Origin of the sequence: Enterobacter cloacae subsp. cloacae ATCC 13047 (genome assembly GCF_000025565.1) — a bacterium.
GTDB lineage: Bacteria > Pseudomonadota > Gammaproteobacteria > Enterobacterales > Enterobacteriaceae > Enterobacter > Enterobacter cloacae.
On the sequence record NC_014121.1, the window covers coordinates 376,294 to 398,008 of the forward strand.

Annotated in this window: 13 protein-coding genes, 2 tRNA genes, 3 rRNA genes and 1 pseudogene; 17 read left to right on the forward strand and 2 right to left on the reverse strand. The window is 53.0% G+C overall.

Annotated elements, in window-relative coordinates:
* Positions 1-993 (reverse strand): 2-keto-3-deoxygluconate transporter, encoded by a 993-nt coding sequence (gene kdgT, locus ECL_RS01785; protein WP_013095118.1) that lies wholly within the window; start codon positions 991-993, stop codon positions 1-3.
* Between the two features lie 649 nt (positions 994-1,642).
* Between kdgT and proP the strand changes: the two genes are divergently transcribed.
* Positions 1,643-3,145 carry a glycine betaine/L-proline transporter ProP gene (gene proP / locus ECL_RS01790; protein WP_013095119.1) on the forward strand — a complete coding sequence of 501 codons (1,503 nt, stop codon included), beginning with the start codon at positions 1,643-1,645 and terminating at the stop codon, positions 3,143-3,145.
* A gap of 33 nt (positions 3,146-3,178) precedes the next feature.
* Here proP and ECL_RS01795 read toward each other — a convergent pair whose 3' ends face one another.
* On the reverse strand, positions 3,179-4,132 hold the full coding sequence (locus ECL_RS01795) for a nickel/cobalt transporter (RefSeq protein ID WP_044159025.1): 954 nt from the start codon (positions 4,130-4,132) through the stop codon (positions 3,179-3,181).
* 497 nt (positions 4,133-4,629) lie between these two features.
* Between ECL_RS01795 and ECL_RS01800 the strand changes: the two genes are divergently transcribed.
* From ECL_RS01800 to ECL_RS01875, 16 genes and pseudogenes are all read left to right on the forward strand, one after another.
* A 16S ribosomal RNA gene (locus tag ECL_RS01800) occupies positions 4,630-6,171 on the forward strand.
* Between the two features lie 69 nt (positions 6,172-6,240).
* A tRNA-Ile gene (locus ECL_RS01805) sits at positions 6,241-6,317 on the forward strand.
* Positions 6,318-6,353: 36 nt separating this feature from the next.
* Positions 6,354-6,429: transfer RNA gene (locus ECL_RS01810), tRNA-Ala, on the forward strand.
* Between the two features lie 170 nt (positions 6,430-6,599).
* Positions 6,600-9,507, forward strand: a 23S ribosomal RNA gene (locus tag ECL_RS01815).
* Between the two features lie 63 nt (positions 9,508-9,570).
* Positions 9,571-9,686, forward strand: a 5S ribosomal RNA gene (rrf, locus tag ECL_RS01820).
* The 16S, 23S and 5S rRNA genes sit together here with 2 tRNA genes alongside, the layout of an rRNA operon.
* Before the next feature lie 476 nt (positions 9,687-10,162).
* A complete protein-coding gene (locus ECL_RS01825) occupies positions 10,163-10,693 on the forward strand; it encodes a fimbrial protein (RefSeq protein WP_013095121.1) in 531 nt (176 codons plus the stop codon).
* A 219-nt stretch (positions 10,694-10,912) separates the two neighbouring features.
* Positions 10,913-13,386: pseudogene (locus tag ECL_RS01830) on the forward strand (fimbria/pilus outer membrane usher protein).
* 41 nt (positions 13,387-13,427) lie between these two features.
* Entirely contained in the window at positions 13,428-14,171 is a 744-nt protein-coding gene (locus ECL_RS01835; protein ID WP_370882414.1) for a fimbrial biogenesis chaperone, read from the forward strand.
* A gap of 18 nt (positions 14,172-14,189) precedes the next feature.
* Positions 14,190-15,233, forward strand: a complete 1,044-nt coding sequence (locus ECL_RS01840; protein ID WP_013095124.1) for a fimbrial protein — start codon at positions 14,190-14,192, stop codon at positions 15,231-15,233.
* Positions 15,234-15,242: 9 nt separating this feature from the next.
* Complete coding sequence (locus ECL_RS01845) at positions 15,243-15,791, forward strand: fimbrial protein (protein WP_013095125.1); 549 nt, start codon at positions 15,243-15,245, stop codon at positions 15,789-15,791.
* 23 nt (positions 15,792-15,814) lie between these two features.
* Positions 15,815-16,474, forward strand: coding sequence for a transcriptional regulator (locus tag ECL_RS01850; protein ID WP_013095126.1), 660 nt, complete (start codon positions 15,815-15,817; stop codon positions 16,472-16,474).
* A gap of 89 nt (positions 16,475-16,563) precedes the next feature.
* A complete protein-coding gene (locus tag ECL_RS01855; protein ID WP_013095127.1) occupies positions 16,564-16,764 on the forward strand; it encodes a DUF4762 family protein in 201 nt (66 codons plus the stop codon).
* A gap of 114 nt (positions 16,765-16,878) precedes the next feature.
* Positions 16,879-17,496: a DsbA family protein gene (locus tag ECL_RS01860; RefSeq protein WP_044159563.1), complete on the forward strand. Its 618-nt coding sequence runs from the start codon at positions 16,879-16,881 to the stop codon at positions 17,494-17,496.
* Positions 17,497-17,500: 4 nt separating this feature from the next.
* The gene (locus ECL_RS01865) at positions 17,501-18,457 is read left to right on the forward strand and encodes a hypothetical protein (RefSeq protein ID WP_044158985.1); all 957 of its coding nucleotides are present in this window, start codon (positions 17,501-17,503) and stop codon (positions 18,455-18,457) included.
* Positions 18,458-18,459: 2 nt separating this feature from the next.
* Positions 18,460-20,574 carry a peptidase domain-containing ABC transporter gene (locus tag ECL_RS01870; RefSeq protein WP_013095130.1) on the forward strand — a complete coding sequence of 705 codons (2,115 nt, stop codon included), beginning with the start codon at positions 18,460-18,462 and terminating at the stop codon, positions 20,572-20,574.
* Entirely contained in the window at positions 20,564-21,715 is a 1,152-nt protein-coding gene (locus ECL_RS01875; RefSeq protein ID WP_013095131.1) for an efflux RND transporter periplasmic adaptor subunit, read from the forward strand. Before ECL_RS01870 ends, ECL_RS01875 begins: the two co-directional genes overlap by 11 nt.

Below are 21,715 nucleotides of genomic sequence, written 5' to 3' on the forward strand. Positions count from 1 at the left end.
TTAATGATGAAGCTCTACCGCTTTTGGTTCTGTATCCGGCTCGGGGAGATTGCCGAAGCGCTTCGCATACAGGGCCGTGATGATGGGCACCAGAATGGCGGTGACGATCACGCTGGCGGCAACCAGCGCCGTTGCCGAGGCCGCAACCGGTTCGAAAGCCGGGTTAATCTGGGCAATGATCACCGGATTCGCCACGGCGGCCCCGGCGGCTGAAGAGGCGGCTACACCTGCCGTTCCGTTTCCTCCGCCAATTACGCGATCGGCAATGATCAGCGGAATGCCGGTGATAATGATAACAGCCACGCCAAGGACAATACCCAGCAGACCGGTATCGAGGATCACCTTCAGGTTAATGGTATTTCCCAGCGCGAAGCCGAAGAACGGGATCAGCACCGGCGTGGCCTTGCTGAAGAAATCGCGCAGATCGTGGTCCAGATTCCCCAGCGCAAAACCGATCAGGAAAGGCAGGATCGCGCCGACAAAGTGGTGTGGTTCAAACGAGGCCAGCCCCGCCGAGCCCAGAATCAACATCGTCATCAGCGGACCGGACTCCAGAGACATCAGCACAAAGGCGCCAGACTCCTCTTTTGTGCCGTACTGGTTCATCAGGCTGGCATAGAGCCCACCGTTAGTCATATCCATCGCGGAGACAATGGCCAGAACGGATAATCCGGCGAAGAATCCGGTCTGAATGCCATTCTCCGGAATGAACAGTGCACAGACCATTGCCACAACCCAGGCAACCGCAATTTTCGTTATAACCAGCGTTCCGGATTTACGTAATACGGTGCCCGTTGCCCGCAGGTTAATAGATGCTCCAATACAAAAGAACCAGACGGCCAGAATGGGCACGGTTCCCGTAATCATTCCTTTTGTGAAACCACCAAAATAAGCACCGGTATCAGGTGCCAGGGTATTCAGAATGGCGCCAAGCACCAGAGGAACCAGCATCATCCCGCCGGGGATGCGTTCTATTGTGGCTTTAATCTTCATGTACAACCCTCACATCGTGTCCCGCGTGGCGGACGGAATGCTATCGAAAATAAAATCAACAAATTCAATTAATTGAAAGGATGCTTAGCCTGGCGCTTCGTTATCCTTTCAGGGAAATTAATCGCGTGCTCTTGATTCATGCCGCTCAAAAGCCCGCTGGACGTTGCGTTCGGATTTATCATGCGATCATTGGAATAATGATTCAATGAAAATAAAACAGTGTTTTAGTTATCTCTATCACATATTCAGCGTAAATATTCGAACCGCGTTTTAATATTTAAAATTTATGTAAATCTGATGTGACGCAGTATGGTTTTGAGAATTGTTGTGCAGGCGATAATAACGTGCGTGAGCATGTTCTTTTTTGGTGGATAAGAAAGAGCTGATGGGCGGCAATTGACAAATATTGAACTCAATTGACGATACGGAAAAATATATGTGAAGTTGATCACAAATATAAACGCTGGTAGGGTAAAAAGGTCATTAACTGCCCAGACAGGCGTCAACAGGTTCGGTTGTATCGACGTAAAACGTCAATGTAAGTAAACCTGCTACGCTTGAATAAGGCGATTCGCATGGAGCGGATCCCCGTTTCACGGTTCACCAGATGGCCGGTGAAATGGACAGGGCTGAGTCTACGAGGAAAGCTATGCTTAGAAGGAAAAAGATTAAACCCATCACGCTTCGCGACGTCACCATCATCGATGATGCAAAACTGCGTAAAGCGATCACTGCCGCCTCGCTCGGTAATGCGATGGAATGGTTCGATTTTGGTGTCTACGGCTTCGTGGCCTATGCGTTAGGTAAAGTGTTCTTCCCCGGCGCCGACCCCAGCCTGCAGATGATTGCCGCGCTGGGTACGTTCTCGGTTCCCTTCCTCATTCGCCCGCTGGGTGGTCTGTTCTTCGGTATGCTTGGTGATAAATATGGTCGTCAGAAGATCCTGGCCATCACCATTGTCATTATGTCGATCAGTACATTCTGTATCGGCCTGATCCCGTCTTATGCTTCGATTGGCATCTGGGCGCCAATATTGCTGCTGCTCTGTAAGATGGCTCAGGGATTCTCCGTAGGGGGAGAATATACCGGTGCCTCGATCTTCGTTGCAGAGTACTCCCCGGACCGTAAACGTGGCTTTATGGGAAGTTGGCTGGACTTTGGTTCCATTGCCGGGTTCGTCATGGGGGCGGGCGTGGTGGTGCTGATTTCAACTGTGGTTGGTGAGGCGAACTTCCTTGAATGGGGCTGGCGTATTCCGTTCTTCCTCGCGCTGCCGCTGGGGATCATTGGCCTGTACCTGCGTCATGCGCTTGAAGAGACGCCTGCGTTCCAGCAGCACGTTGATAAGCTTGAGCAGGGTGACCGCGAAGGTCTGCAGGATGGCCCGAAAGTCTCCTTTAAAGAGATCGCGACCAAACACTGGCGCAGCCTGCTGGTCTGTATCGGCCTGGTGATCTCCACGAACGTGACTTACTACATGCTGCTGACCTACATGCCGAGCTATCTGTCGCATAACCTGCACTACTCGGAAGACCACGGTGTGCTGATCATTATCGCCATCATGGTGGGTATGCTGTTTGTGCAACCGATTATGGGGCTGTTGAGTGACCGCTTTGGCCGTCGACCGTTCATTATTCTGGGTAGCGTTGCGCTGTTTGCCCTTGCTATTCCGGCATTCATTCTGATTAACAGCAATGTGCTGGGCCTGATTTTTGCCGGCTTGCTGATGCTGGCGGTGATCCTCAACTGCTTCATCGGGGTGATGGCCTCTACACTACCGGCCATGTTCCCGACGCATATTCGCTACAGTGCGCTGGCGGCGGCCTTTAACATCTCGGTTCTGATTGCCGGTCTGACGCCGACGCTTGCCGCCTCTCTGGTGGAAAGCACGCAAAACCTGATGATGCCCGCTTATTACCTGATGGTTATCGCGGTGATTGGTTTGATTACGGGTATTACCATGAAGGAGACGGCGAACCGTCCTCTGAAAGGGGCGACGCCTGCGGCATCGGATATTCAGGAAGCGAAAGAGATCCTGCGCGAGCACTACGATAACGTCGAGCAGAAGATTGAAGATATTGACGCAGAGATTGAAGAACTGCAGAAGAAACGCTCCCGACTGGTGGACCAACATCCACGCATCAACGAGTAATCAAAAAACCCGCCGCTGGCGGGTTTTCTTTTATTAGCATCCTGCTGCGATGTAATCGCCATTGGCGCTGATGGGGATCACCGTCAGGAACAGGATGGTCGCAAACAGGATCAGAACAATCCCGCCAGCAATCTTGACCGCCGGAACCAGCCACTTCAGCGAGGTGTCGCCACCAAACCAGGCGACCGTGCGCTCCCGGGCGTAACGCACGGCCAGCGATAGCCCCATAATCGACAGCGCGGTTCCCAGCGACATGGTCATTACCGCGGCCATTCCCCAGGTGACGATGCCCAGCGCATTCGAAAACATCAGGATCATAATGGCCCCACTGCACGGACGCGCGCCGATCGCCAGAATTACACCCAGACGGGTTTTCCAGTCACCCTGCGCAAGGTCTGCCCCTACGCCGTGATGGCCGCAGCCACAATGTTCATCATGCTGGTGAAGGGGCGTGATGGCGGAGATTGCCATCCTGCGCGGGCGCAGGCTTTTCAGCGCCTGGTAAATGATAAACGCGCCGAATGCGCCAATGAGGACCGCGCTTATCTTCTCGACATACCAGCGGCTGGTACTGATATCCCCGGACGCCAGGTTAAACCCCACCGCCAGAATAAAGACAAACAGAATGGCGCTGACGCCCTGCAGCATACTGCCAAAAAAAGGAACGACCCGGGCAGCCAGTTCGCTCTCTTTATTTGTACTGAGATAGGTCGTGACAATGAATTTGCCGTGCCCCGGCCCGATAGCGTGAAGTACGCCATAGAAGAACGCGCCGGTTAATAGCCATAAGCCACCGCTGTACTGATGGTTATTAAGCTGCAACAGGTACATCACCAGATAACGGTGCAGGGTGATTTGCGTAGCAAGACACCACTGGATGAAAGCCCCCCAGTGTGCGTGCAGAGTGAAGCCCGCAATAAGGAGTAGCAGCGTCATGAGGCCAGCGCCAGGAATGCGCCAGTCTCGGGTGAGGCGTTGTGTGATCATGGATATTGTCTGTCAGGGAAAATATTTGCCAATAGTATAGTTGATTATCCCCCTCAATCCGTGGGTTCTTATTATGCTTACGCGTTGTATTGTGGATAAGTCTGTGTGTAAAAGGGTATAAAGCGGGGTTTTGCTGGGGAATACAGCAGTCAGTCATCTTTTTGCAACTTTTCGGTTGCGGTCGCTCGGGAACTCCCTATAATGCGCCTCCATCGACACGGCGGATGTGAATCACTTCACAAACAGCCCGGTCGGTTGAAGAGAAAAAATCCTGAAAATCAGGGTTGACTCTGAAAGAGGAAAGCGTAATATACGCCACCTCGCGACAGAGCGCTGAAGCGCGTCGCAACTGCTCTTTAACAATTTATCAGACAATCTGTGTGGGCACTCAAAGTGACATGGATTCTTAACGTCGCAAGACGAAAAATGAATACCAAGTCTCAACGAGTGAACACGTAATTCATTACGAAGTTTAATTCATTGAGCATCAAACTTTTAAATTGAAGAGTTTGATCATGGCTCAGATTGAACGCTGGCGGCAGGCCTAACACATGCAAGTCGAACGGTAGCACAGAGAGCTTGCTCTCGGGTGACGAGTGGCGGACGGGTGAGTAATGTCTGGGAAACTGCCTGATGGAGGGGGATAACTACTGGAAACGGTAGCTAATACCGCATAACGTCGCAAGACCAAAGAGGGGGACCTTCGGGCCTCTTGCCATCAGATGTGCCCAGATGGGATTAGCTAGTAGGTGGGGTAAATGGCTCACCTAGGCGACGATCCCTAGCTGGTCTGAGAGGATGACCAGCCACACTGGAACTGAGACACGGTCCAGACTCCTACGGGAGGCAGCAGTGGGGAATATTGCACAATGGGCGCAAGCCTGATGCAGCCATGCCGCGTGTATGAAGAAGGCCTTCGGGTTGTAAAAGTACTTTCAGCGGGGAGGAAGGTGTTGTGGTTAATAACCGCAGCAATTGACGTTACCCGCAGAAGAAGCACCGGCTAACTCCGTGCCAGCAGCCGCGGTAATACGGAGGGTGCAAGCGTTAATCGGAATTACTGGGCGTAAAGCGCACGCAGGCGGTCTGTCAAGTCGGATGTGAAATCCCCGGGCTCAACCTGGGAACTGCATTCGAAACTGGCAGGCTGGAGTCTTGTAGAGGGGGGTAGAATTCCAGGTGTAGCGGTGAAATGCGTAGAGATCTGGAGGAATACCGGTGGCGAAGGCGGCCCCCTGGACAAAGACTGACGCTCAGGTGCGAAAGCGTGGGGAGCAAACAGGATTAGATACCCTGGTAGTCCACGCCGTAAACGATGTCGATTTGGAGGTTGTGCCCTTGAGGCGTGGCTTCCGGAGCTAACGCGTTAAATCGACCGCCTGGGGAGTACGGCCGCAAGGTTAAAACTCAAATGAATTGACGGGGGCCCGCACAAGCGGTGGAGCATGTGGTTTAATTCGATGCAACGCGAAGAACCTTACCTGGTCTTGACATCCACAGAACTTTCCAGAGATGGATTGGTGCCTTCGGGAACTGTGAGACAGGTGCTGCATGGCTGTCGTCAGCTCGTGTTGTGAAATGTTGGGTTAAGTCCCGCAACGAGCGCAACCCTTATCCTTTGTTGCCAGCGGTCCGGCCGGGAACTCAAAGGAGACTGCCAGTGATAAACTGGAGGAAGGTGGGGATGACGTCAAGTCATCATGGCCCTTACGACCAGGGCTACACACGTGCTACAATGGCGCAATACAAAGAGAAGCGACCTCGCGAGAGCAAGCGGACTCATAAAGTGCGTCGTAGTCCGGATTGGAGTCTGCAACTCGACTCCATGAAGTCGGAATCGCTAGTAATCGTAGATCAGAATGCTACGGTGAATACGTTCCCGGGCCTTGTACACACCGCCCGTCACACCATGGGAGTGGGTTGCAAAAGAAGTAGGTAGCTTAACCTTCGGGAGGGCGCTTACCACTTTGTGATTCATGACTGGGGTGAAGTCGTAACAAGGTAACCGTAGGGGAACCTGCGGTTGGATCACCTCCTTACCTTAAAGAACCTGCCTTTGTAGTGCTCACACAGATTGTCTGATGAAAAACAGCAGTAAAAACCTCTACAGGCTTGTAGCTCAGGTGGTTAGAGCGCACCCCTGATAAGGGTGAGGTCGGTGGTTCAAGTCCACTCAGGCCTACCAAATTTGCACAGCAAATTTGAAGAGGTTGCAAACGATGGGGCTATAGCTCAGCTGGGAGAGCGCCTGCTTTGCACGCAGGAGGTCTGCGGTTCGATCCCGCATAGCTCCACCATCTTTTATTGCGAACACAAGAAAACTTCAGAGTGAACCTGAAAAGGTGCACTGCGAAGTTTTGCTCTTTAAAATCTGGATCAAGCTGAAAATTGAAACGACACATCTTTAATGGTGTGTTCGAGTCTCTCAAATTTTCGCAATCAGAAGTGAAACATCTTCGGGTTGTGAGGTTAAGCGACTAAGCGTACACGGTGGATGCCCTGGCAGTCAGAGGCGATGAAGGACGTGCTAATCTGCGAAAAGCGCCGGCGAGGTGATATGAACCCTTGACCCGGCGATGTCCGAATGGGGAAACCCAGTGTGATTCGTCACACTATCGTTAACTGAATACATAGGTTAACGAGGCGAACCGGGGGAACTGAAACATCTAAGTACCCCGAGGAAAAGAAATCAACCGAGATTCCCCCAGTAGCGGCGAGCGAACGGGGAGCAGCCCAGAGTCTGAATCAGCTTGTGTGTTAGTGGAAGCGTCTGGAAAGTCGCACGGTACAGGGTGAAAGTCCCGTACACGAAAACACACAGGCTGTGAACTCGAAGAGTAGGGCGGGACACGTGGTATCCTGTCTGAATATGGGGGGACCATCCTCCAAGGCTAAATACTCCTGACTGACCGATAGTGAACCAGTACCGTGAGGGAAAGGCGAAAAGAACCCCGGCGAGGGGAGTGAAAAAGAACCTGAAACCGTGTACGTACAAGCAGTGGGAGCACCTTCGTGGTGTGACTGCGTACCTTTTGTATAATGGGTCAGCGACTTATATTCTGTAGCAAGGTTAACCGTATAGGGGAGCCGAAGGAAAACCGAGTCTTAACTGGGCGTTAAGTTGCAGGGTATAGACCCGAAACCCGGTGATCTAGCCATGGGCAGGTTGAAGGTTGGGTAACACTAACTGGAGGACCGAACCGACTAATGTTGAAAAATTAGCGGATGACCTGTGGCTGGGGGTGAAAGGCCAATCAAACCGGGAGATAGCTGGTTCTCCCCGAAAGCTATTTAGGTAGCGCCTCGTGAACTCATCTTCGGGGGTAGAGCACTGTTTCGGCTAGGGGGCCATCCCGGCTTACCAACCCGATGCAAACTACGAATACCGAAGAATGTTATCACGGGAGACACACGGCGGGTGCTAACGTCCGTCGTGAAGAGGGAAACAACCCAGACCGCCAGCTAAGGTCCCAAAGTCATGGTTAAGTGGGAAACGATGTGGGAAGGCCCAGACAGCCAGGATGTTGGCTTAGAAGCAGCCATCATTTAAAGAAAGCGTAATAGCTCACTGGTCGAGTCGGCCTGCGCGGAAGATGTAACGGGGCTAAACCATGCACCGAAGCTGCGGCAGCGACGCTTATGCGTTGTTGGGTAGGGGAGCGTTCTGTAAGCCGTTGAAGGTGGCCTGTGAGGGTTGCTGGAGGTATCAGAAGTGCGAATGCTGACATAAGTAACGATAAAGCGGGTGAAAAGCCCGCTCGCCGGAAGACCAAGGGTTCCTGTCCAACGTTAATCGGGGCAGGGTGAGTCGACCCCTAAGGCGAGGCCGAAAGGCGTAGTCGATGGGAAACAGGTTAATATTCCTGTACTTGGTGTTACTGCGAAGGGGGGACGGAGAAGGCTATGTTAGCCGGGCGACGGTTGTCCCGGTTTAAGCATGTAGGCGGAGGTTCCAGGTAAATCCGGTACCTTTTAACGCTGAGGTGTGATGACGAGGCACTACGGTGCTGAAGTAACAAATGCCCTGCTTCCAGGAAAAGCCTCTAAGCATCAGGTAACACGAAATCGTACCCCAAACCGACACAGGTGGTCAGGTAGAGAATACCAAGGCGCTTGAGAGAACTCGGGTGAAGGAACTAGGCAAAATGGTGCCGTAACTTCGGGAGAAGGCACGCTGATATGTAGGTGAAGCCCCTGCGGGTGGAGCTGAAATCAGTCGAAGATACCAGCTGGCTGCAACTGTTTATTAAAAACACAGCACTGTGCAAACACGAAAGTGGACGTATACGGTGTGACGCCTGCCCGGTGCCGGAAGGTTAATTGATGGGGTTAGCGGTAACGCGAAGCTCTTGATCGAAGCCCCGGTAAACGGCGGCCGTAACTATAACGGTCCTAAGGTAGCGAAATTCCTTGTCGGGTAAGTTCCGACCTGCACGAATGGCGTAATGATGGCCAGGCTGTCTCCACCCGAGACTCAGTGAAATTGAACTCGCTGTGAAGATGCAGTGTACCCGCGGCAAGACGGAAAGACCCCGTGAACCTTTACTATAGCTTGACACTGAACACTGGTCCTTGATGTGTAGGATAGGTGGGAGGCTTTGAAGCGTGGACGCCAGTCTGCGTGGAGCCATCCTTGAAATACCACCCTTTAATGGCTGGTGTTCTAACGTAGACCCGTAATCCGGGTTGCGGACAGTGTCTGGTGGGTAGTTTGACTGGGGCGGTCTCCTCCCAAAGAGTAACGGAGGAGCACGAAGGTTAGCTAATCCTGGTCGGACATCAGGAGGGTTAGTGCAATGGCATAAGCTAGCTTGACTGCGAGAGTGACGGCTCGAGCAGGGTGCGAAAGCAGGTCATAGTGATCCGGTGGTTCTGAATGGAAGGGCCATCGCTCAACGGATAAAAGGTACTCCGGGGGATAACAGGCTGATACCGCCCAAGAGTTCATATCGACGGCGGTGTTTGGCACCTCGATGTCGGCTCATCACATCCTGGGGCTGAAGTAGGTCCCAAGGGTATGGCTGTTCGCCATTTAAAGTGGTACGCGAGCTGGGTTTAGAACGTCGTGAGACAGTTCGGTCCCTATCTGCCGTGGGCGCTGGAGAATTGAGGGGGGCTGCTCCTAGTACGAGAGGACCGGAGTGGACGCATCACTGGTGTTCGGGTTGTCATGCCAATGGCACTGCCCGGTAGCTAAATGCGGAAGAGATAAGTGCTGAAAGCATCTAAGCACGAAACTTGCCCCGAGATGAGTTCTCCCTGAGACTTAAAGTCTCCTGAAGGAACGTTGAAGACGACGACGTTGATAGGTCGGGTGTGTAAGCGCAGCGATGCGTTGAGCTAACCGATACTAATGAACCGTGAGGCTTAACCTTACAACGCCGAAGATGTTTTGGCGAAGAGACGATTTTCAGCCTGATACAGATTAACAGAATTTGCCTGGCGGCTTTAGCGCGGTGGTCCCACCTGACCCCATGCCGAACTCAGAAGTGAAACGCCGTAGCGCCGATGGTAGTGTGGGGTCTCCCCATGTGAGAGTAGGGAACTGCCAGGCATCAAATAAGAAGAACCCCGTACCGTAAGGTGCGGGGTTTTTTGCTTTTGTTTTCTCCCTCTCCCTGCGGGTGACTGCATCCGACAGCACAGTTTCTCCCCATGATTAAACAAATTCACATTTCCTTCTACGAAATTTCTCAATTTCCCATTTTTTATATATTTATATATGTGGCAAAAGCATCATAAATTTCAGATTATTCATGCCACTCTGCGAGATATAAAACCCTGTTTTTTGAGCCTTACGAGTTAATAATGCGTATCTATCCCACATTAAATGTATTGCTTTGTGATGAAATTGTGATTTGGTAGCATTTGAATTAGTTCGAAGAAACGATGGGAATTAATATTAGGCGAGTTTCATTATTCGCATATCGTTTAAAGAACTAAACCAAGAGTTAATTTCACTCGCGTATATCATTTGTGTAGCGTGACGACTCTTTATTTCTCAGGATATTGGTAAAAACAGGATATTTTATGAAACTGAATAAAGTTGCTATGGCTGTTGCTTTGACCGCAGCTCTGAGTTCAATGTCTGCATTCGCTGATACGACGAATGGCCAGATTGAATTCCAGGGCGAACTGGTGAATACCGCATGTGGTCTGGCGCCAGGCTCAAGCCCGGTAAGCGTTGATTTCGGCCAAATTCCAGTTTCTGCACTGGCTAATGGTGCGCGCGCCGGAAACGTACATCAGAACATTGAACTGCAGCACTGTGACACCACCGTTGCACAAACAGCTGAGGTAACGTACTCCCCAACCAGCGTAAACCCAACGGATGCGTCTCTGGCTGCCTTCACTTCTGGTACTGCGTCGGGTGCCGGTATTGGCCTGCGTGACAGCGCCAGCCAGGACGTCGTCTGGGGTAACGCAACCACGCCTGTTCAGTTGGTTGATGGCACCAACACCATTCCGTTCGTGGCATATGTGAAAGCAGAAAGCGCAAGTGCGACCGTAACGGCGGGTTCCTTCCAGTCAACGGTTAACTTCGAGATTGCTTATCAGTAATCCGCAGAGCATCGTCAGTGCGGGAATTATCCCGCACTGTTAAAGAACGAAAATAAAATGGATTTTTAATGCTGCTTTATTTCACTGTCATCGCGATGGAACGATTTACGCGAAAGTCATGACGGCATTTCTCCATATTTTAATTGTAGGCATTAACAAAATAATTATAACGCGGTGGAACGCTGGACGCTTTTAATGGATTTGTTCAGGACGGGGATCATGTCAGTAAAATTAAAAACGAATCTTACAATTATTGCTCTCCTGGTGATGAATTGCTGCTATGCAGCAACGGCGCGCGGAGAAGAGCGCGTTGAGTTTAATACTGATGTTCTGGATGCTTCAGATCGTACCCGTATTGATCTGTCACGTTTTGCGACAGATAACTATGTCACACCTGGTGATTATCTGCTGGATATCCGTATTAACGGCCAGTCGGTAGGCCAGGAGAAAATCCGTTATGTGGAATCGCCTGAAGGCAATCGTACGCTGCCGTGTATCAGCGGCGACCTGCTGAACAAACTGGCGCTGAAAGAAGACGCACGTTCACAGATCGCTCAAATCTATGAAAACTGCTATTCCCTGCAGCGTTTGTCGGGCGCGAAATTAAGCAACTATGCCGGCGTGCTTGATATCACCGTGCCGCAGGCATGGATGAAGTACAACGATCCTGACTGGACGCCGCCTGAACGTTGGGATGAAGGTATTGCTGGCCTGATTTTTGACTACAGCATTAACGGGCAGCTGACTCGTCAGTTCAGCGACAATAAAAACTACAGCGCGATATCAGGTTACGGTCAGGCGGGAGCTAACATCGGCGGCTGGCGCATACGCGGTGAATATCAGACCAGCTACTACAGCCAGCACCATCAATCCAGTTTTGACTGGAACCAGATCTACGCCTACCGGCCTTTGCCGATGATGGCGGCAAAACTGACGCTGGGGGAGATTTACCTGAATTCGCAGGTTTTCGATACGCTGCGATTTACCGGGATTAACCTCGCCAGCGATGAGCGGATGCTGCCGCCTGCGCTGCAGGGCTATGCGCCTGAAATCCACGGTATTGCTCGCTCGAATGCCAAAGTGACCGTCAGTCAGAGCGGGCGCGTCATCTATGAAACTACCGTCCCCGCCGGACCGTTCAATATTCAGGATTTGCGCAGTTCAGTGCGCGGTACGCTCGATGTACGCGTTGAGGAGCAGGATGGCTCGGTATCGCTGTTCCAGGTGAACACCGCCAGCATTCCGTATCTCACGCGTCCGGGCTATGTGCGTTACAACCTCTCTGGTGGCACGCCGTCCCGCTATAACCACTCGCTAAAGGGACCGACGTTCCTGTCTGGCGATTTCTCCTGGGGGATCAGCAATGCGTGGTCGCTGTACGGTGGCCTTCAGTCATCGGGTGAAGCCTACACTGCAGCCTCTCTGGGTATAGGTCGCGATCTGAACGCGTTAGGGGCGATCTCTCTGGATGCCACAGAGTCGTGGAGCCGTGAGCCTGACGGCAAACGCCTGAAAGGTACCTCATATAAGTTGAGCTACGCAAAAACCTTCGACGAATACAACAGCTCAATCACGTTCGCGGGGTACCGCTTCTCACAGGAAGACTTCCGCACGATGGCGCAATACCTTGATGAGCGTTATCAGGGTTATGACCATGTCGGACGCGAGAAACAGCTCTACACCATTACCGGGAGTAAAACCTTCTGGGCCGGTGAGGCGGGTAAAGCGACGACCGTCTTTCTTACCTGGACCCACCAAAACTACTGGAATCAGCGCAGCCAGGATCGATACGGCATGTCCGTGGGGCGAGCCTTCCGCGTTGGCGATATCAACGGCATCACCGCCAATCTTTCTGCTTACCGTACCGATTATAAAGGGCGTAAGGACGACTCAATTTCCTTCTCGCTGTCTGTGCCGATTGGGGATAACAAATGGGCGGGTCTGGACGTCCAGACCAACAACGGTAAAACCAGTCCAATGGCGTCATACACCGACAACAGCGACTTCAACAATCTGTGGCGCGTTCGCGCGGGTGCCAGTCAGAACAGTAACGCCAGCGTTGACGGCTATTACCTGCACCGTTCGCAGTGGGCGGAAATTAATACCAACGCAAGCTACCAGCAAAATGAGTTTATGGCGTTAAGCACCACTCTGCGCGGCGGCTTTACGGCGACCCGGCACGGTGCGGCGATGCATAACAGTGGCGCAACAATGAACACGGCGCGGGTCATGGTCGATACCAACGGCATTGGCGGCGTCCCACTCAATGGTGAAAAGTCCCGGACTAACCGCTTCGGTATTGCCGTTGTACCGGATGTAGTGAGTTACAACAGCTTTGATACCCGCGTAGACGTCGACGCCATGGATGGCGATATCGAACCGGCCAGAGCCATCAGTACCAGCACCCTCACTGAAGGGGCCATCGGCTATCAGGCTTTTGGGATGGCGAAAGGGATGAAAATGATGGGCACGTTGCGCCTCGTTGATAACAGCGTCCCTCCTTTTGGGGCAGAAATTTACAACGCCGATGGCGTAAGCGTCGCCATGGTGCTGGAGGACGGAAAGGCATGGCTTGCGGGCATAAACGCCAATGAAACCCTGAATGTTATGTGGGGGGTAAACAGCAGTGCAAAGTAACCGTCCCGCCTGGAGAGAACAACGGACGTTCGGACATGCTTCTGCCGTGCCGTTAATCCTTTAGTAAGCATTATCTCACTGTAATGAAAGGCTAAAAATGAGCAAGAACAGACATAGCAGATATCTTATGGCGGCGTGTGCGCTGAGCCTGGTGGCGGGCTACGCGCAGGCAGGCGTCTCCCTGGATCGGACGCGCATCATCATTACGGAGAAAGAGTCTTCGTCCAGCGCCAATTTGTCCAATACCAGCCCGGATATCCCCTTCCTGGCCCAGTCGTGGGTGGAGGATGAAAAGGGCAATAAGATCGCCTCTCCGCTGATTGTACTCCCGCCGTTACAGCGAATTAATGGGGGGCAGAAAGGGATCGCGCGGGTCACTAAAACGGCTGGCATCGAAAAACTGCCGAAGGACAGAGAGAGTCTGTTCTACCTCAACGTCAGGGAAATTCCGCCAAAACCGGAAAAACCCAACACGCTTCAGCTGGCAATGCAATCACGCATCAAGTTGTTTTATCGCCCTGAAGCGGTGATCCCGAAGACAAAGGGGGAAGTTTGGCAGGATCGGGTGGTGTTCCAGAAAAGCGGCAGCGAAATGACCGTGCAGAATCCTACGCCTTACTACGTGACGATCCTCAGCCTGACCAAAGGAGACGGGGTGAAGATCACCCGTTTCCCGGGGATCATGGTTGCGCCTAAATCGAGCCAGACGTTTGCGGTAACGGACGCCGGTGTCAGTCAGTTTTCTATGAAGTTTGTGAATGACTATGGCGGGCATCCGGAGCTGAAATTCCGTTGTGATGGCAATACCTGTAAGGCGTTACCCCCTGCCCAGCAGGGTTAACAAGGAAGGAGCCTGACAATGCAACATCCTTATCCTTATGCCGCTCTTCTGGCGATGTGCGCGCTCGGATTTTCCGGGGCGGCACGATCCGTGGTGGACGGTGAAATTAAGGCGGTAAATGGCACCTATGAATACCTGATCAACATTAACAATCATGATATTACCAGCAATCAGGTCGGTGCTGTCGTTATCGACGAATTTGATCTGGCAGGGATGTTTCAGGGCCGCGCGTACTGCGCGCAGCCGATGATAAGCCAGCCGGTCTATTACACGTCGCAGGCAACGTTAACCCAATCAGGAATGACGGCGGGTTACCTCAAGCTGAATGACTACATGGACGTCAAAATCGAGATCTACATCGGCGGTAATCTACAGCAGTACAAAACCGTACCCTTCGATAACGTCTCCAATAACGTCAATCAGAACTACTGCAACCCCCCCAGCACCATACTGGACAACCAGTTTGCTTCCGGTGCGAAGGGGAAAGTGACCTTTATGATCACCAATCCCATTATCAATGGGGTCAACTTGCAGGGGTCAGAAATCGCAACACTTTATGGACGACTGGGGCCGGGGGCAATGGGCCAAACGCCACTGTCGCGCGTCACCATCGCTTCAGGCGTCATCACCGTACCGGATAAATGCATCGTGAATCAGGGGACGCCCATCGTCGTTGACTTCGGCAACATTCCGGGGACGGGCAGTCGGCTGGATGGCATCAATTACAGTCAAAACGTACCAATTCACGTCAAGTGCCAGGGCGGCAGTTTTTCCCAGGGAGAGCTGAATATCAAGCTGGGGATCCAGCAAGCTAATCCAGCATTCAGTGACGGCAAATACCTGAGTACGCAGGGAGCCGTCGACCGGTCTGAACTGGGGATCGCGCTGCGTGATAGCAAGGGTAATCCTGTGGTGCCAAACACGTTCTATAACGTGCCGGGATTTTCCCACAACGAAGGTGACTGGAACCTGATCGCCGCGCCGGTGGCCAAAAACACTACCTCGGTTATTCCCGAAGGCGAGTTCCATGCGTCGGCGACGGTTGTGGCTGAATTCCAGTAAGGAGGGAATATGCATCGCATGATAATCATCCTCACCTGTTATCTCACGGTCTTCGCTGCGGCACCCGCCTGGGCGCGGGGAGAGTTGATCGGTGGCGATCTTAGCTTTAAAGGCGTCGTTATGGCTTACCCGTGCAGTATTGCGCCAGAGTCGGGTCGGATCCTGGTGGATTTTGGTGAGATATCAACAAAGTCATTGTATATAAAAGGAAAAACGACACCGGTTCCGTTCGCGATTAAATTGCAGGACTGTAATCCGAACGTCTTTAACGCGGTGACGGTAACGTTCAGCGGCATCGCCAACGCCAATATGGCGGACCGGCTGGCCATCAACGCAACAGCGCCGGGTAATGCGGGCGGGGTAGGGATTGGATTGCTGGAGGAGGATGATACTCCCGTGCGCCTGAATGTCGCCACCCGTCCCACTCTCATCAACGACACCCTGTTACGGCTAAGCTTCCAGGCTTTTGTTGAAGCGGAACCCGATGCCGTGGCAAGCGGAACGTTAACTACCGGGCCATTTACCGCCACTGCACATTATACGTTGGATTATCAGTAGCGGCGTTAACCGGGAGCTGCGACATGAGATATCAGTTCTTTCTTTACGATAAAAATATTTTTTATTCGCAAGGAATTAAAATGGTTATTACCAGTTTACTCGCAGAACAAGCGGACGTTTTATATTCCTTAACGGATGATTACGATCAGCTCCTTGTTCAATTACAGCGTCAGGTTAATGACGAGGGTTGCATGTGGATCCTCTGTGATTTAGACAGCCTGCCGCGAGAGCGGCTTCACACGCTGCAATTAATGAAAGAGTTCTATCAGCAGGAAAATAAAAACCTGATTATTCTCTTAAGCAAACATAATATGCCTCTTTTTTTTGCGCTGTATTCGCTTTTGCCCACCGCGCACTGGTTGCTCAAAACTGAAAATATGGAGAGCATCACGCCTTTTTTTCAGCGGCTGTTGGATAAAACACGTCAGGGATGTTGCTTTAGTGCATCGCTGGTCAACTATACGAAAAAAAAACTTTATGACCGGAGCGTGGAACCCACGATTTCTGGAAGTGAGTGGTGGTTGATGGAAGAGCTATTTAAGGGGAAATCCCTGTCGCAAATATCAGACGAAGTAAACGTCGACATTCGTCGCTTGAGCTATATCAAACGCCATTTAATGAAGAGGTTGAATATCAGAAGCAATATCGCTTTATTCTCCGCGTTTCGCGGCATTATGCCCTGAATCCGTGAGCCACATTTTCGGTAGAACACATTACCGATTTAACAGTGCAACATATTGCACGCCATTAACCCGAAGTAAGGAGAACGGAAATGAAAAAACTGACCGCATTTGAAGCCGCGAGGATTGTGGGGGGAACCTGCAAGACGTGTGAAATCACGTATCAAAACGTCACCGTTGGTGGCGTCACCTCCTGTAAGCAGATCACAACCTGTACAGATAAGCATGGTTGTACGACCACAATGAGAGATGCTGATTCCAGCAAATGCGGTGGGATCCCTAACCGCTATTAACACCGACACTGCCTGGGGGCTGAACACCCTCAGGCTCTTATTTTCCACTGAGAGAATACGATAGTGACTACCTGTACGCGCAAAACCGCGATCGGTTATTCGATCTTTCTGATTATGGTTTCCGTTTTGATTACGGTACTTTGTTACCATATTTTTGTTTTTAAAACTTTTACGAGAGATGATTCGCAGACGCAGGCATTTCGCGAGGTCAGCCCCGACATGCAGGCGAACAGTCCGATTAAAAATGACCGCAGTATTATCGAAGTCATGTCTTATGGTTGTCATTATTGTGCGGCAAACGAAGAGAACCTCGCGGAATTTAGCCGTACTCTGCCGCCAGACAGCACATTTACCTCTATTCATATTGCTGACGAGGATAATGGTCTTGCAGCCTATGCACCGCTTTTTGCGACGCTGGAAGCGATGGGGATAGAAAAGCAGATTCGCGACAGTGCGTATAACGCCATTATCACGCGCAACGTCGATTTGACGGATGAAAAAAAGCTGAATGGTTGGTTAGTCAAAAATAATATTGATGTCGTCAAGTTTAATACGTTCAGGCTAAGCAAGGCGGTAAAAGAACGTCTCAGCGAAATGGCGGCCATTACTGCTTACTATGATATCAACGCCACCCCGATGTTTATTATTAATAAACGCTATGTTGTTGCTCAGGATCGCGAGTTCCCGGCGTTTGCGCAGCGCATTCGGGAATTGCTCGAAGAGGATAAATAATCCCGTGGTCAGATTATTCATAATCTGGAGCGTGTTGAGTTTTAAAAACAGCACGGGAAAGATTGAAGACATTCAGCAAAGGCTTACTCAGTGCGGTGTTTTTTTTCTGAGGAAAATTGTGCGCGTCGTGCCTCTCCCTGTGACGCTGACCGTGGCGAAGGGACTGTGCGCAACGCGACTGTTCGGGCGTGCGTTTCGCTTGCGTAACGCGGTGGCGAATGAAAACGTTCGTTGCCTGACCGGGCAAAAGGTCCGGCTGAACGTGGCCTGGCTGACAGTACGGCGACGCCTGCTGGAAGAGGCCGCCACCTGGGCGCAAAAACCGGCGCTGCTTCAGCAAATGCGTACTTGCGCAGCGGAACTCAATGCGGTGGTTACACCGTTGTACGAACAAAACGCACCCTACATACTGGCGCCGCTCCATACGGTGTCTGACGTGCTCGCTGCCATCATTGGTGCCAGCGTCACGCCGGGGAAAGCAAGCGTGGTGGTCTCGTCCAGCGCGGAGCTTTACAGCGCTCCCGCCCGTGCATTCGGCGGCGTAGCACTTGACTACTGTTCAATCCACCAGGAAAACAAAACGCTTGCCAGCAACCTGATGGATCTCATCACCGATGTCGCCGCCGGGCAGCGGAACATGATTATTTTTCCCGATATCACGCCCGACTATACCTCGCAGGCTGAAGGGATGCTGGTGGCGAAACAGCCGTGTCGTTTATTTGGTCGCAGCGCCAGGTTGCACGGTGGTCTGGTGCGTCTTTCCGGGGCGATAGCTGCGCAGGTCGTTTTTTATCACCTGAGCTATGACAACCGCCTGCACATTCACATTCATCCGCCGGTGAGCAGCCAGCATGTCGCCAGCGCGCTGCCCGACATCATTGAATCTACCCTGCAAGCGTCCCCGCAGGAGTGGCTCCTGTGGCACAGCCATTCTCTCTACTTTATTAATCACTCACGATAACAATGAAAAACACGATCCCGAATCTGATCTTTCAGGAAGAGACCAACGAATGCGGACTGGCGTGTGTAGCAATGCTGGCACAAACACAGGGACAGACTATCTCACTGGAAACGCTGCGCGATATTTTTCCAGCCTCCGACCACGGTACGTCGCTGGACACGCTGATGGCCATTCTGGCGCGGTTGGGCATTGCGACGGCCCCTGTGCTGTTTGAGCATCACGAACTCAGTGAACTGCCGCTGCCAGCCATTTTGCACTACGGCGCGAGCCACTATGTCCTGCTGGCCTGGCGTAAAGGCAACCACGTCTGCGTGATGAACCCGGCGATTGGCGAGCAGTGGCTGCCTTTTGCCGCGCTTAAGCAGGAGATCAGCGGCTATGCCCTGATAGTGGAGCCAGAGCAGAGGCTGGCTGCAGATCCCGCGCTGGCGCGACCGACAGCGGGACAGAGCATGCCTCGGGTGATGAGCATGAAGGAGACGGCAGATGTGCCGGGCATATATCGGCTGATGCTGTTGACCTTCATGGTGTCGTTAACGCTGTTTCTGATGCCCACGATGGTGAGTAGTGCCATCAATAAAGCTTTCTCCAGCGTTGAGAGCAGCGGCTTCCCGTACGGCTGGTTTATTCTGGCCTTTGTGGTCTCTTCGCTGATGGCGCTGGGGGTTCGGGCGATCGCCGAGCGCTACATTAAACGCTTTGTGCTGATCCACAGCGGTGTCGGCTTTTCTCGCATGCTTCAAAACCCCCTCCGTTTTTTTGAAAAACGCGCGCCGGGGGAGATCTTCAGCCGCTTCACGGCCTGGCAGATGGGCCTGCTGCAGAAGATCGAACTGGATAATGGTTTGCGTTCCGATTGGGTGATCGGTGCGATCGCGCTGGCGATCATGTTCTGGATCGCGCCCATCCTGGCGGCGATCTCCGCCATCGGCGTGACGGTGATGGGGATCATCAGCGTCTGGGCCGTGATCCGCGATCGCTGGTTTACCCAGCAGCTACAGCTGAAAAGCGCTGCGCTGAATGATTTTTTCATGGAGACCCTTCAGGGCATATTGACTGTCAAAACCGCCGGGCTGGAAGGGCAGCGTCAGGCGCAGTTTGCCGCCTTAAGCCGCGAGCTCTACACATGCCTACAGCGCCAGAAGGTCTATCAACAGGTGAAAGAAGGGCTCTATCAGCTATGCGGTAGCCTGGAGATGGTGGCGTTTATGCTGGTGGTACTGCCGATGGTCCATGGCAAGCAGATCTCGCTGGGCGATTTTTTTGCCTACAGCTTCCTGCGGCAAATCTTCACGTCCTACGTCACGCGGATCTTCTACGCCATCATCCAGAAAACGCAGCTGCACGTGATCGACACCCGCGCACATGCCCTCTTTGCTCCAGGAGGAGAACGCGCGCCCGCGCCGCTGATCGCGGTACCGACAGCGGATACAACGCCTGCTTTGGCCTTTGAGGCGCTTGGCTACGGGTATGACCCCGCTGTGCCCGTCCTTTCATCTGTCTCATTATCGCTGCCGGCGGGTGAGCAGATCGCGATAGTCGGGGAGTCGGGGGCCGGTAAAAGTACCTTACTTCGGCTGATCGCCGGGCTGTTTTCGCCTCAGGCAGGAGGATGTTATGCCGCCGGTCGCGCGCTGCCTGCCGCGCATCTGGCGCAGTATGTCTGTTTGCAAAGCCAGGAGGACATTCTTTTTAACGCCTCGGTGCGTGAAAACATCACCTTATTCGACGCGCACTACCGCGAGCGTGACCGCGGACGGATTGAGGCCCTGCTTGATGCTCTCATGCTGGGTGACGTGGTGCGTGCATTGCCGGGTGGTCTGGATGCTCTGATCCGCGAAAGCCACGCGGCGCTCTCTCTCGGCCAGCGTCAGCGCCTGTTGCTGGCCCGCGCGTTGTACAGCTCACGTCCGGTGTTATTGCTCGATGAGCCGACGGCCAATCTTGATGACGAAACCGCGGCAATCGTCATGGCAACGGTTCACGCCCACTGCCGCAGGGCCGGTAAGTCGTTGATTGTTGTCACGCATAGCGAGCAGGTTTTATCGGGCTTTCAGCAGGTTTACCACCTGGTCGACGGCAGGCTCAGCCTGCGGGAAGGGAGCGATGAAGCATAAATCTCGCTGGGTGATGCTGGGCTGCGGTCTGGCGTTTGTCGCCGCGATGGCGGGCGTCTGGGTGTCTATGGCCTCGCCCTCACCGCATACGCGTTTACCCGTGGACACTGTCGGCACCGGCGACATCGAAAAGGTGGTGCTGGTGACGGGGATCCTGAAGCCGGCGGTACAGGTTAACGTCGGTGCGCAGGTCAACGGACAGCTGCGGAAATTGTATGTTCGCCAGGGAGAGCGCGTGAAGAAAGGGCAACTGCTGGCAGAAATCGACCCGACGTTACAGGAATCGGAACTCAGGAATACAAAGGCGCAGCTTGCCAGCGCCCGAGCGCAAAAGCGCTCTGCGCAGGCAATGTTGCTGCGCTACCGCCAGGAGCTGGACCGACAGCGCCTGATGCAGCGCGACGGCTCGGGGGTGCGCAGTGAGTTTGAGCAGGCCAGGTCGCAATACGCTGTGCAGGTGCAGCAGATAGCGGTGAGCGAGGCGCAGATTGCACAGGCTGAAATGGCGGTGAAAACGGCGCAGGCCAACCTCAGCTATACCCGCATTGTCGCGCCGGTCGACGGCGAGGTGCTGGGTATTGTGACCCGTGAAGGTCAGACCATCGTTTCTTCGCAAACGGCGCCGACCATCCTGGTGTTGGCGGATCTCGATACGATGCAGGTGCAAACGCGTATTTCAGAAGCGGACGTCCAAAAAATTCATCCCGGCCAGCCGCTCAGTTTTTATGTCATCGCCAATCCGGATAAACGCTACGCCAGTACCATGGGCTATGTGCAGCCTGCGCCGCAGGACGCGATGGAGGCGTCCGGTGAAAGAGGTATGGGCGGGAACGCGCAGGCGATGGCAGTCTACTACACCGGCACGTTCGAAGTGCCTAACGCCGGGCGTGAGCTCAAAACATCCATGACGGCACAGGTATTTATTCAGATCGCCAGGGCCAGCAATGTCCTGCGTGTTCCGGTTGCCGCACTGGGCCAGGCGCAGGATGCCGATCGTTACACCATCACCACCGTTAAAGATGGAAATACGCAGTCCCGCACGATCCGCATTGGCATTCAAGATCGGCAGTACGCCGAAGTGCTGGAAGGGCTGCAGGCGGGCGAACAGGTGGTGCTGGAGCAAGAGACGGAGCGAGGATAG

Excerpts from the sequence above, each read along its gene's own strand:
- kdgT (WP_013095118.1), bottom strand. The coding sequence starts at position 993 with ATGAAGATTAAAGCCACAATAGAACGCATCCCCGGCGGGATGATGCTG.
- proP (WP_013095119.1), top strand. The coding sequence starts at position 1,643 with ATGCTTAGAAGGAAAAAGATTAAACCCATCACGCTTCGCGACGTCACC.
- ECL_RS01795 (WP_044159025.1), bottom strand. The coding sequence starts at position 4,132 with ATGATCACACAACGCCTCACCCGAGACTGGCGCATTCCTGGCGCTGGC.
- ECL_RS01825 (WP_013095121.1), top strand. The coding sequence starts at position 10,163 with ATGAAACTGAATAAAGTTGCTATGGCTGTTGCTTTGACCGCAGCTCTG.
- ECL_RS01835 (WP_370882414.1), top strand. The coding sequence starts at position 13,428 with ATGAGCAAGAACAGACATAGCAGATATCTTATGGCGGCGTGTGCGCTG.
- ECL_RS01840 (WP_013095124.1), top strand. The coding sequence starts at position 14,190 with ATGCAACATCCTTATCCTTATGCCGCTCTTCTGGCGATGTGCGCGCTC.
- ECL_RS01845 (WP_013095125.1), top strand. The coding sequence starts at position 15,243 with ATGCATCGCATGATAATCATCCTCACCTGTTATCTCACGGTCTTCGCT.
- ECL_RS01850 (WP_013095126.1), top strand. The coding sequence starts at position 15,815 with ATGAGATATCAGTTCTTTCTTTACGATAAAAATATTTTTTATTCGCAA.
- ECL_RS01855 (WP_013095127.1), top strand. The coding sequence starts at position 16,564 with ATGAAAAAACTGACCGCATTTGAAGCCGCGAGGATTGTGGGGGGAACC.
- ECL_RS01860 (WP_044159563.1), top strand. The coding sequence starts at position 16,879 with ATGGTTTCCGTTTTGATTACGGTACTTTGTTACCATATTTTTGTTTTT.
- ECL_RS01870 (WP_013095130.1), top strand. The coding sequence starts at position 18,460 with ATGAAAAACACGATCCCGAATCTGATCTTTCAGGAAGAGACCAACGAA.
- ECL_RS01875 (WP_013095131.1), top strand. The coding sequence starts at position 20,564 with ATGAAGCATAAATCTCGCTGGGTGATGCTGGGCTGCGGTCTGGCGTTT.